At 31.2% G+C, this 12,590-nt stretch carries 13 protein-coding genes; 12 read left to right on the forward strand and 1 reads right to left on the reverse strand.

The features are described from left to right. The 11 genes from VK071_08775 to VK071_08825 all read left to right on the forward strand — a co-directional run. Positions 1–1,331 (forward strand): sigma 54-interacting transcriptional regulator (locus VK071_08775; protein HLR35401.1); only part of this gene is annotated, 1,331 nt, incomplete at its 5' end. A 260-nt stretch (positions 1,332–1,591) separates the two neighbouring features. Next, positions 1,592–2,884 carry a proline reductase-associated electron transfer protein PrdC gene (gene prdC, locus VK071_08780; GenBank protein HLR35402.1) on the forward strand — a complete coding sequence of 431 codons (1,293 nt, stop codon included), beginning with the start codon at positions 1,592–1,594 and terminating at the stop codon, positions 2,882–2,884. Positions 2,885–2,905: 21 nt separating this feature from the next. Beyond that, positions 2,906–4,984 (forward strand): D-proline reductase (dithiol) proprotein PrdA, encoded by a 2,079-nt coding sequence (gene prdA, locus VK071_08785; protein HLR35403.1) that lies wholly within the window; start codon positions 2,906–2,908, stop codon positions 4,982–4,984. Between the two features lie 3 nt (positions 4,985–4,987). Continuing rightward, positions 4,988–5,248, forward strand: a complete 261-nt coding sequence (locus tag VK071_08790) for a CBO2463/CBO2479 domain-containing protein (GenBank protein HLR35404.1) — start codon at positions 4,988–4,990, stop codon at positions 5,246–5,248. A 2-nt stretch (positions 5,249–5,250) separates the two neighbouring features. Further along, positions 5,251–5,976 carry a D-proline reductase (dithiol) protein PrdB gene (gene prdB, locus VK071_08795; protein ID HLR35405.1) on the forward strand — a complete coding sequence of 242 codons (726 nt, stop codon included), beginning with the start codon at positions 5,251–5,253 and terminating at the stop codon, positions 5,974–5,976. 143 nt (positions 5,977–6,119) lie between these two features. After that, the gene (locus tag VK071_08800) at positions 6,120–7,127 is read left to right on the forward strand and encodes a proline racemase (GenBank protein HLR35406.1); all 1,008 of its coding nucleotides are present in this window, start codon (positions 6,120–6,122) and stop codon (positions 7,125–7,127) included. A gap of 311 nt (positions 7,128–7,438) precedes the next feature. Then, the gene (locus VK071_08805; GenBank protein HLR35407.1) at positions 7,439–8,320 is read left to right on the forward strand and encodes a sulfite exporter TauE/SafE family protein; all 882 of its coding nucleotides are present in this window, start codon (positions 7,439–7,441) and stop codon (positions 8,318–8,320) included. A 241-nt stretch (positions 8,321–8,561) separates the two neighbouring features. Continuing rightward, positions 8,562–8,822 (forward strand): hypothetical protein, encoded by a 261-nt coding sequence (locus VK071_08810; protein HLR35408.1) that lies wholly within the window; start codon positions 8,562–8,564, stop codon positions 8,820–8,822. A 38-nt stretch (positions 8,823–8,860) separates the two neighbouring features. After that, positions 8,861–8,992, forward strand: coding sequence for a hypothetical protein (locus VK071_08815; protein ID HLR35409.1), 132 nt, complete (start codon positions 8,861–8,863; stop codon positions 8,990–8,992). Between the two features lie 95 nt (positions 8,993–9,087). Beyond that, on the forward strand, positions 9,088–9,891 hold the full coding sequence (locus tag VK071_08820; protein ID HLR35410.1) for a methyl-accepting chemotaxis protein: 804 nt from the start codon (positions 9,088–9,090) through the stop codon (positions 9,889–9,891). A 108-nt stretch (positions 9,892–9,999) separates the two neighbouring features. Next, entirely contained in the window at positions 10,000–10,350 is a 351-nt protein-coding gene (locus tag VK071_08825) for a hypothetical protein (protein ID HLR35411.1), read from the forward strand. 242 nt (positions 10,351–10,592) lie between these two features. Here the strand turns inward: VK071_08825 and proS are convergent, their stop codons facing one another. Continuing rightward, positions 10,593–12,035, reverse strand: a complete 1,443-nt coding sequence (gene proS / locus VK071_08830; GenBank protein ID HLR35412.1) for a proline--tRNA ligase — start codon at positions 12,033–12,035, stop codon at positions 10,593–10,595. Positions 12,036–12,447: 412 nt separating this feature from the next. On the opposite strand from proS, the gene VK071_08835 reads away from it, so the two are divergent. Continuing rightward, on the forward strand, positions 12,448–12,570 hold the full coding sequence (locus VK071_08835; protein HLR35413.1) for a helix-turn-helix domain-containing protein: 123 nt from the start codon (positions 12,448–12,450) through the stop codon (positions 12,568–12,570). Positions 12,571–12,590: the final 20 nt, after the last annotated feature.

Below are 12,590 nucleotides of genomic sequence, written 5' to 3' on the forward strand. Positions count from 1 at the left end.
TATTAGACAATATACAGGAAGCCGTATGTGTTGTGGACAAGGAAGGAAAAGTGGTTATATGGAACAAGAATGCGGAAAAGTTATATGGAATAAGTGAAGATAAGATAAAGGGTAAATTTTTAATTGATTATTTTCCTAATGCCATAGATGCAAAAATTATTGAAACAAAGGAACCAATTAAAAATGTATACCATACTCCTAAAGAAGGTTGCCATATAATAATCAGTGCTGTACCTATTTATATTAAAGGAGAATTTATAGGTGTTGTAAGTACCGATAGAGACATTTCAGAAATTAAAAATATGCAAAATCAATTGCGTAAAGCAAATGAAAAACTAGAGTTTTTAGAAAACCAATTTAGTAAATTTACTGGAGATAATCCTGGTGGAATTATAGGTAAAAGCAAAGCCATACAAAAAAACATCGAAATATCAAAGCAAGTTGCGAAAACTAACGCATCAGTATTAATAACAGGGGAAAGTGGCACTGGTAAGGAAATATTTGCTAGGGCAATCCACAGATATAGTGGAGTGGAAGGTTATTTTGTACCTGTAAACTGTAGTGCTATACCAGGAGAACTATTTGAATCAGAGTTTTTTGGATACGAAGAAGGAGCTTTTACTGGGGCAAAAAAAGGCGGAAAAATTGGTTTATTTGAATTTGCTGAAGATGGCACCATATTTTTAGACGAAATAGGAGACTTACCATTATTTATGCAAGCAAAATTATTAAGAGTATTACAAGAAAAAACTATTCAAAGAGTAGGAGGCGAAGAATTTATTAATCTTAATACTAGAATAATATCTGCTACCAATAGGAATTTAGAAAAGATGGTTGAAGAAGGCAAATTTAGGGAGGATTTATATTATAGAATAAATGTTATAAATATTCATATTCCACCTTTAAGAGATAGAAAGGAAGATATTATTTTATTATTTAATTATTTCTTAAAAGAAGTATGTTATGAGAACAATATAGAAGTTCCCCAAATAGATAGGGAAGTTATAAATATATTGACAGAATATCATTGGGAAGGAAATGCACGGGAATTAAAAAATGTGGTTGAATATATGGTATTTCTAAATAAAACTAGTTTAATTACAAAGAATTTATTGCCAAAGAGTATTAGAAAAAGCCTAGTAGAAGAAAATAAGGTAAAAGATGAAATTGGAGATACATTAGATTTAAATGTTTCTGTAGAAGCTTTGGAAATATCCTTAATAGAAAGAGCCCTAGAAATTACTGAAGGAAATAAATCCAAAGCTGCAGAACTATTAAATATACCTAGAACTACATTACATTCTAAAATGAAACATTATGGATTAAATTAATTAGGGTATGACTATATTTTGACAATGACTATTTGTAGTCACTGTCAAAATATAATTTCTAAATTCGATAATTTAAGGATGGAAGGGAAATAAAATATAAAATAGGTTGACTAAGTTTCGTCAGTTTATCTAGAATAGAGTTTTCAAAGAAAGGACTTGTATATCTTGAGTTTTCAGGGTCACAAGTCCTTTTTTATATATTGGCATGACTTTTGCATTTTTATAGTATATAGATAAAATTAGTTTTAGGAGGTGAAACATTGAATATTTCTATATTATTAAAACAACATATAGGAGGGCCATGTAAGGCAATAGTTAAAGAAGGAGAAAGAGTAAAAAGAGGACAATTAATTGGAGTACCTGAAGGATTAGGAGCCAATATTCATTCCAGCGTGTCAGGAGTTGTGGAAAAAATTGAGGAAGATAGAATAATCATTTCTGCAGATGAAAAGCAAAGTGAAGATTATGTAAAAATTGATGAATGTGATGATTATCTTAAAATCATAGAAAATGCTGGGATTGTAGGGGCAGGTGGTGCTGGATTTCCAACTCATATAAAATTAAATGCAAATCTAAAAAATGGTTATGTAATTGCAAACTGTGTAGAATGTGAGACAGCTCTACATCACAATATTAGATTAATAGAGGAAGATCCAGAAATAGTTATAAAGGGTATTAAATATGCTATGGAAATCACAAAGGCTCCAAAGGCCTATATAGCAATTAAAAGTAAAAATACAAAGGCTATTAATTCCTTAAAGAGATATTTAGATGGAACAGAGATTGAAATTAAAGAACTTAAGGACATGTATCCAATGGGTGAGGAAAGGGCTATTTTACACGCCATATTTGGTAAATGGCTAGAACCTAATCAATTACCTTTAGAAGCAAATTCCGTAGTATTAAATACGGAAACCCTAGCCAATATAGCTAGAGCCATAGAATATAGAAAACCAGTTATAGACAAAGATATAACTATCATAGGGAAATTAAAAACTGGAAATGAGCCTAATACTTTATTTCAAATACCTATTGGTACGCCTATTAAAAATTTAATTGATCAATGTGGTGGAATTGATGGGGAATATGGAGAAGTAATTATTGGAGGACCATATACAGGCAAATCAGATGATTTAGATTCAGCCCTTTTAACAAAGGTTTCAGGTGGTGCCATAATTACTATACCATTTCCTAAATACAATGGCCCTGTAGGTTTATTGGTTTGTGCTTGTGCTGCTGATGAGGAAAGATTAAGAGATGTAGCTGAAAAGATGGGTTCTAAAGTTACTGGAGTTGAAGAATGTAAAAATATTGTAAAAGTAAAAGGGGCAAATAAATGTAAAACTCCAGGAGATTGTCCTGGGCAAGCAGAAAAAATAATTGCTTTGAAAAGAAGTGGTGCTGAAAGAGTCATAATTGCTAATTGTAGCGATTGTTCCAATACTGTAATGTGCTGTGCACCCAAAATGGGAATACCTGTATACCACCATACAGACCATGTATTTAGGACCTTAGACTATCCACTAACTAGAAGACTACCTATGGAAAAATAATTATGAAAGGAGTTGTAATCAATGTCAATAAGTGTAGAACAGGCAGCAGAAATGAAAAATGAATTAGCTGTTGTATGTTGTAGAACAGAGGAAGGTACTGTTATTGAAGCAGAACATTTGGAGGATCCAAGTATTTTCCCTGATCTTGTAGATTCTGGACTATTAACAATTCCAGACAATTGTTTAAAAATTGGAGAAGTAATTGGAGCAACTGTAACGGAAACAATAGATTCTCTATCACCTCTTACTCCAGATATTGTAGAAGGGGCAAAAGAGTTGGTATCAGAGGATGTGGAATCAGTAAATAAAGATGAAAAAGCCGTTTTAAAGTTTAATAAAAATCAAGGAGATATTATAGAGTTAGAAGACTTGGAAAATCCTATGCATTTTGACAAATTATCAGATTCATTATTAATAGATTTAGATGAAAATGTTTTAAGTATAAAAGAAGTCTTAGGGGAAAAGCTGAACCAAGATGTAGAAGCCTTAACACCTATTACTCCTAATTTATTAGAGGGATATGAAGATGAAATAGTATCTAAAGATGGAAGCTTATCAGCAGTATCTAATGGAGGGGTACTTAAGATTAAAATTGCAGAAGGAAAAGGAATAGATATTGAAGTTCCACTACAAGCAGCTGGAAGTCCAGTGGTTCAGGAAACTAAAAAAAAAGCAAAGGAAAAAGAAGAAGTAAAAGATGAAAAAATAGAAGAAGAAAAAGTTATTAGAAAGTTAGTTAGAAAACATTTGAAAATAGATGAAGTAAAATTTGGCAAAGAAACCACAATAGAAAAAAATACTTTAACTATTAGAGAAGATATTTGTAAAGATGCTATAGCAACAGAAGAATTAGTTAAGGATATGAAAATAGATATTATTACACCTAAAGATTATGAGGAATTTAGCAATACTATTATGGATGTTCAGCCTATAGCTACTAAAGAAGAAGGGGAATTAGGAGAAGGTATTACTAGAGTAATAGATGGAGTTGTAGTATTAGTTACTGGTACAGATGAAAATGGAGTTCAAATAGGAGAATTTGGTTCTTCAGAAGGGATACTTGAAAGAAATATAATGTGGGGAAGGCCAGGTTCTCCAGAACTAGGTGAAATATTTATAAAAACTGATGTTGTAGTGAAAGAAGGTACTGGTATGGAAAGACCAGGGCCTATGTCAGCCCATAGAGCTACAGACATTATAGTTCAAGAAATTAGGGATGCACTTAAAAAGGTAGAGGAAGACTTAATAGTAAATACTGAAGAATTTGTCCAAGAAAGGCATCCAAGGAAGAAAAAGATTGTAATTATTAAGGAAATAATGGGACAAGGTGCAATGCATGATAATTATTTATTGCCAGTAGAACCTGTAGGTACCCTAGGGGCAAAAGCTAATGTAGATTTAGGAAATGTACCAATTATGGTATCCCCATTGCAAGTATTAGATGGTTGTGTTCATGCATTAACTTGTATTGGACCTGCATCAAAAGAAACCTCTAGACATTATTGGAGAGAACCTTTGGTATTAGAAGCTATGGCTGATGAAGAAATAGATTTAGCTGGAGTAATATTTGTTGGCTCACCACAAATAAATTCTGAGAAATTTTATGTTTCTAAACTATTGGGAATGATGGTAGAAGCAATGGACTTAGATGGCGCTATAGTTACCACAGAAGGATTTGGAAACAATCATATTGATTTTGCATCCCATATTGAGCAAGTAGGTAAAAGAAATATACCTGTAGTAGGGGTAACATATGCAGCAATTCAAGGTCAATTAGTAGTTGGAAATAAATATATGGATGCAATGATAGATTTAAATAAATCTAGACAGGGAATAGAAAATGAAATTTTAGAAAACAATTGTTTAGCTTATGAAGATGCAGTAAGAATACTATATATGCTAAAGGCGAAAATGGCTGGTGAAGAAGTATTGGAGCCAAAAAGATCCTGGGATCCTAATGTAAAATTAAACAATATAGATTTAATTGAAAAGTCAACAGGGCAAAAGATAGAAATAGAACCTAATGAAACATCATTAAAAATGAGTAGGAAAAGAAGAGAAATCTATGAAAAAGATGAGTTAGAAACAGAGGAGAAATAAACTATGGATAGATTGAACTATATTTCTAGCGAACAGTATTTTGAGGGCATAATTGTAGATATAAATGATTGTGCCATAACCATAGACTTTAAAGGTAGATTAGGAGAAATGAAAATACCTAGAAGAATGGTCATTAGTAATTATAAATTAGAAATTGGACAGGAAGTAGGATTTATAATGAGCTATCCAGAAGTTTTAAGCAAAGAAATAAATGAGGATTATGTAAATAATATTAAAAAGAGAAATTTAGAAAAGGAGGATTAAATATGGGACTTACAGTAATAAAGGGATTACAATCTGAAATATATGTACCAATTACACCTCCAGTGGTTTGGACACCTGTAGAAAAGCCCTTAAGTGAAATGACAGTAGCTTTAGTTACGGCAGCAGGAGTTCATCTTAAAAGTGATAAAAGATTTAACTTAGCTGGAGACACAGGATTTAGAATTGTGCCAAGGGATGCAGATAGTAAAGATTTAATGGTATCCCATGGAGGATATGATAATAGTGATGTAAATAAAGATATTAATTGTATGTTTCCAATAGATAGACTAAGGGAACTGAAGGAAGAAGGATTAATAAAAGAAGTAGCACCTAAACATATAGGTTTCATGGGTGGTGGTGGAGATGTTTCAGTATTTACCAATGAAACAGGACCAAAAATAGCCCAAGTATTAAAAGAGGAAAATGTAGATGCAATACTACTAACAGCAGGATGAGGAACTTGTCACCGCTCTGCCGTGATTGTGCAGAGAGCGATTGAGGAAGCTGGAATTTCCACTATTGTAATTGCAGCTCTACCTCCAGTAGTACGTCAAGCTGGCTCACCCAGAGTTACAGCACCATTGGTACCAATGGGAGCTAATGCAGGTGAACCAAACAACCCTGAAATGCAAAGAAATATAGTTAGGGACACATTAAAACAACTAGAAATAATTGAAACACCAGGAAGAATAGTAAGTCTTCCCTATGAATATGTTGCAAAAATATAATAGTTTAAATATAAAAAGCATTTTGTTGGTAAGTGGTTATAGATATGTACTTTTACACTTACTATAATCGCCTGTATTGAATTATTTAAAAAGATAGGTATTAGTTTTCAGTTCAAAAATTATGTAATGTGGGAGGAGAAATAATGAAAATTAAAAGAAGTTTGCATATTATTGATTCTCATACTATGGGGGAACCGACCAGAGTTGTAGTGGGTGGAGTGCCAGTTATACCGGGGAAAAATATACAGGAAAAAAAACAATATTTAGAAAATAATTTGGATTATATAAGAACAGCTATAATGCATGAACCAAGAGGACATAATGATATGTTTGGCTCTATAATAACGGAACCAACCACCCCAGAAGCAGATATAGGTATTATTTTTATGGATAGTGGAGGATATTTAAATATGTGTGGGCATGGGAGTATTGGAGCTTCTACTATTCTAGTACAAACAGGAATGATAGAAGTGGAAGAACCTTATACAAACATAAGATTAGAAACTCCTGCTGGATTAGTTAAATCTAGAGTAAAAGTTAATGGTGGAAAGGTGGAAGAAGTTTCCATTACAAATGTACCATCGTTTTTATATAAAAAAGATGTACAATTAGAACTGCCCAATGTTGGCAAAGTTACTTTTGATATTTCATTTGGGGGTAGTTTTTTTGCAATAATAAAAGATAGCGAACTAAAGGTTGAAATTGATCCTAAGAATGCAAATATTATATCCGAGAGAGCCATGAAACTGAAGGAGATTATAAACAAAGAGGTTTCAGTAATGCATCCTATTGAACAACATATTAACACAGTGGATTTGATTGAAATTTATGGAGAACCAAAAACTAAAGAAGCAAACTATCAAAATGTAGTTGTTTTTGGGAATGGTCAGTTAGATAGATCACCGTGTGGAACCGGTACAAGTGCTAAGATGGCTACTTTATATGCAAGAGGAGAACTAGGAATAGATGAGCCTTTTGTATATGAAAGTATAATTAACACTAAATTCAAAGGAAGGGTATTAGAGGAAGTAACTATTGGAGGATTTAAGGCAATTATACCCGAGATAACTGGTTCTGCATATATAACAGGATTTAATCATTTTGTAATTGATGATTCTGACCCTGTTAAATATGGATTTGTATTAGGATAGGCTTTATTTTAAAGGTAGGGAGATAGTGTAGGGAATTTAACTTGAGGTTATTAAGGAAAAGGTGAATATTTTAATAGGTATCCTTGATAATCTCAAGCATATAAATATTGAAACACTTAAGCAAAACGAATATTTAAGGTAACAACTTATAGGCAGCTATTTTTCTCAGTTATGATGGTGAGAAAAGTTTTTGCTTGAACTTGAAGACATTTATTTTCTAACATTGATTACTATACCATAGAATGTTCGAGTTTTGAATTCTTATTTAGAATTACAAGATAAAACATAACATAACTTTAGGGAGGTATATTATGGTTACATTAGTCCTTACAGTTTTAGGAATTTTGACGGGAATATTTGCAATTTGCTATTTCAGAGATTTTTTTGGCAATAAAGATTCACTATCTACAACTGGATGGAGCAAGCTTCTAGGAGTTGGGTTTATAACTGATTTTTTTGATACTTTAGGAATTGGTTGTTTTGCCCCTACAGTTTCACTATTTAAATTCGGGAAAATGACAGAAGACGAGAAAATACCAGGGACATTGAATGTTGGACATACAATACCAGTAGTTTTAGAAGCATTTTTATTTATAGCTGCAATTGAAGTAGACCCATTAACATTAGTATTATTATTAGGTGCAGCTACTTTAGGTGCTGTTATAGGGGCAAGTATAGTTGTAAAGTTACCAGTAAATCAAATTAGGATAGCTATGGGAATTGCTTTATTAGTTGTAGCATTATCAATGATTGCAGGGCAGGTAGGTTGGATGCCATCAGGTGGAGAATCATTAGGATTAACAGGTATGAAATTAATTATAGGGATTGTTGTAAATTTTATTCTTGGAGCATTAATGACAATAGGTATTGGTTTATACGCTCCTTGTATGGCATTGATTTATGCTTTGGGTATGAGTCCTAGGGTGGCATTTCCCATAATGATGGGTTCGTGTGCATTTTTAATGCCTGCAGCAAGTATAAAGTTTGTCAAAGAGGGGGCATATGATAGGAAAGCTTCAATGGGACTTACATTAGGAGGAGTTGTTGGAGTTTTAATAGCGTATTTTATTGTAAAATCGCTTCCAATTAAAATGTTGACTTGGTTAGTAACTATCGTTATTATTTATACAAGTGTAAAAATGTTAAAGGAGGTAAAGGAGTCAGGGCCAACAGAAACAGTAGAAACAGAGTAATTAAACTGATAAGAGTTAAAAAAGTAAAATTGTAAAATAAATGATACTTAAGTGAAAGAAAAACTCTTTAATGGCTAGTGTTAAATGGATCATGATGTCAGCAAAGAGTTTTTATTTTTGTTATCTTGATATAATTTTTTATAATTCAAGGAATAAATAGAAGCATTGAATTTAACATAAAGAGTATTTTGAATATAAAAGTTCTACAAAGAAGCAAAGTTGATGAAGAAGAGAAATTAGAATGAGAATTAGAAAAAGGTTGATTCTATTTAGCATGGTTGTTTGCTTAATTAGTATTTTACTGATATCGTTAATTAATTATCTCATATCTATAAAGGAATTAGAAAGAGAGGTAAATCTTAATAATCAAAGTTTTGCTAATATTATAGCTAAGGAACTAGACAAGTGGATAGCTATACAAATAGAATCTTTAATAGAAACATCTGATAGTATAGCTTATAATGAAAAAAATTATGAGGGGATTATATTAAAGGATATTTGAAAAAGCAATCTAAAGCTAATGATGGGAACACCTATTATTTGGCTATCGTTGATGGAGATTTTATTTGTGGTGGAGATTGGATACCCGATGCTGGTTTTGATCCGATTTCTAGGTCGTGGTATAAAGGGGCTATCGAAAAAGATGATATATATATAAAGACCTTTTATTGATGCAAATACGGGAGATATGATAATTACTATTTCAAAACCTTTAAAAGAAGGAAATAAGTTAATTGGAATAGTTGCATCTGAGATATATATATTATTTGGTTGAATTAGTTGCACAATCTTATCTAGAAGAGGAGTCTTATGTTTTTCTAACTGATGATAGTGGCGGTATTTTAACCCATTTAAATGATGAATTTAATCCTACAACAGAAAAAGGTTCTATAAATATAGAAGATATATTAAATGGGGAGTTATCAGATATAATTAATAAAGATAGTTTATGTTTACAAGATAGGAAAACTGAAGATTTTGATGGAAATGATAGGTTTTTCTTTTTCGAAAACATAGGTGAGACAGATTGGAAAGTAGGGCTTTCCATATCAGTTGATAAAGCTATGTCTCCTATTAATAATACTATTAAATTAACCTTTATTATGACTATAATTATTCTTATTATGTCTTTTATATTCTCTATATATTTTGCAGGTACTATTAACAAGCCCTTAAATTCGGCTGTAAAGATGGCGGGAAATATTGGAGAATTGGATTTAAGCGAAAATATTAAGTTAAAAGATTTAAATAAAAAAGATGAAATAGGTGATATGGGCAAATCTTTTCAAATGATTATAAATAAATTAAGACTTTTTGTTAAAGATATAGGCGCTTCTATAGGTATGACTAACAATATTTACGATGAAACTATAAATAAAATTAACCAATTAGTGAATTTGGCTGAGGATACTTCTGCTACTACAGAAGAATTATCTGCGGGTATGGAAGAAACTACAGCATCTACTCTATCTATTAATGATTCGGTTTTAGGGACAGATAAGGCAATGAAGGATTTTGTTGAAAAAGTTGAAAGAGGAGCTATTACTTCTGAGGAAATAGCTGTCTGGTAAGGGTTTTCAGTAGTAGCTGAAGAAATTAGAAAATTAGCAGAAATCTCTCAAGATACAGTAGAAGAAATACAAAGTGTGACTGAAGGGATTACCTAATCTGTAGGCTTATTGGTAAAAGATACAAAACAATTAATAAATTTTTTAGAAGAGGATGCGATTAAGGATTATGATATGATGGTTAGCTCGGTAACTCAATATAAAGAGGATGGGAATGTTTTAAATGAAATAATTTCTGATTTAAGTGCTACAGCGGAAGAGTTAACAGCTACTTTAGACAATGTATCTATATCCATAAATGAGATTTCTACAACCATAGAGGAATCTACTAAAGCTACTACTAATATTGCAGAAATGAACTTAGATGTGGCTAACGCAATAACTGATATAAATAGTGTAATGGAAGGCAATAAAGAAATTTCTAAAAGACTTGAAGAAATGATTGAACAGGTGAAATATTAATATTTAAATATTAAATTATATAATATAGTCAATCTGATGTTAGTATGCTAATGTTGCTAGAACAAAAGAATTAGAGGTTAAAATAAAAAAACAGACACCTCAATAGTAAAATTAACGCCAAAATTATAAGATTTTATGTATATTATCTTATGATTTTGGCGAGTTAGAATTAAATTTATATAAATTAGAAACTAAATTTAGTCGAATCCAATACTTCTTATAATCTCACATATCTAAATATTTTAGTACGCTTTAGCAATGTAAACCATTTTAGTTGCTTTTTTACCACAAATAGGGCAATGCTCTCCAAGGGCTTCTTGTTCAAAAGGTATACACCTAATAGTAGCACCTGTATCGTATTTTAATTTATCTTCACATTCACCATTTTCACACCACATAGTTTTAATAAATACTGAATTTTTATCAAAGATATTTTTAATTTCATCATAATTTGTTGTTGAATAAGTTTTTTCATTTTTAAATTTAATAGCTTGTTCCAGCATTGAAGTATGCATATCATCTAAAATTTTAGTAATGTTTTCTTTTAGGTTAGTTAAAGGTAATGCAAATTTTTCTAAAGTATCTCTTCTTACAGCTATTACTTGATTTTTTTCTATATCTCTTGGCCCAATTTCTAATCTTAATGGAACACCTTTCATTTCCCATTCATTAAATTTCCAACCAGCACTATATCCTTCTCTATCGTCTAATTCAATCCTAAAATTATCTTCAAGAAGTTTTTTTAGTTCATATGCTTTATCAAGGACTCCTTCTTTATGACTAGCGATTGGAATAATAACAATTTGGGTAGGAGCAATTCTAGGGGGCATTTTTAAACCTCTATTATCACCATGAACCATAATAATGGCTCCAATTAATCTAGTTGATATTCCCCATGATGTACTCCAAGCATATTTTAATTTACCGTCTTTATCTAGGTATTGAATATTAAACATTTCAGAAAAGTTTTGACCTAAATTGTGGGAGGTTCCTGCTTGGAGTGCTTTGCCGTCATGCATCATAGCCTCCATGGTATAAGTTGTATTAGCTCCAGCAAAGGTTTCTTTTCTACTTTTTTCCCCTAATATTACGGGTATGGCTAGTTCATCTTCAGCTATTTGTCTATATATTTCAAGCATCTGTAAAGTTTCCTCTTGAGCCTCGTTATATGTAGAGTGTACTGTATGACCTTCTTGCCATAAAAATTCAGCGGTTCTTAAAAATGGCCTAGTAGTTTTTTCCCACCTTACAACATTAACCCATTGATTGATTAATAAAGGTAGATCTCTATATGATTTAATCCATTTTGAGTACATAGTACATATAATGGTTTCTGAAGTTGGTCTAATAAACAATCTTTCTGATAGTTTTTCTGTTCCACCTTGGGTTACCCAAAGAACCTCTGGTGCAAATCCCTCAAAATGATTAGCTTCTTTTTCAAGAAAACTCTCAGGTATTAAGAGGGGGAAATATGCATTTTTATGACCGGTTTTTTTAAATCTCAAATCTGCAACTCTTTGAATACCTTCCCATATTCCATAACCATAAGGTTTAATTACCATACACCCCCTTACAGGAGAATAGTCTACTAAGTCAGTTTTTAATACAACATCTGTGTACCATTGTGAAAAGTTTTCCTCCATAGGAGTTATTTCTTTTACGAATTCTTTTTTGTTATTAACCATTTTTGCACCTCTTTTAAAAATTTATTATGACATAACAAGGCTAAAACTATGATTTAATAGTATTTAAATATGTATTTGTTAATAATAAATACAATAGAAAATTCTAATAAAAAGCAGATTAATTTTTGAGAAAATTTATTAATCAATTTATTAGTCATAATATAGCACGTTCATTTCTAGTTTTTTTATAGTTTAAAATAGTATAGGTATTATGTTGCAATGAATTTTGATTTCATTACGAAATTAGTGTTTTAGAAATTATATTAAATTTTAAGAACGGTTTAAAATTTTGCAATTTAATAAGATTTATCTAAATAATATCAATGTATAAAATAATTATATATTATTGAGAACATTATGTCAATTATAACACACATTTTAGAGCTGTGTCACATATGTTTGACTTCTCTAGATAGTTAAATATGCAATTAAATATGATAATAATGCAAAAGCAGCAAGGAGATATCATACTAGTCGTCAACAGGTTCAACGCTGGAGGAAAAGATATGATGGAGACAAGGTCATTGGTCAATAAAAGCAAGAGGCTACATTTAC

The organism is Tissierellales bacterium, from assembly GCA_035301805.1.
GTDB lineage: Bacteria > Bacillota > Clostridia > Tissierellales > DATGTQ01 > DATGTQ01.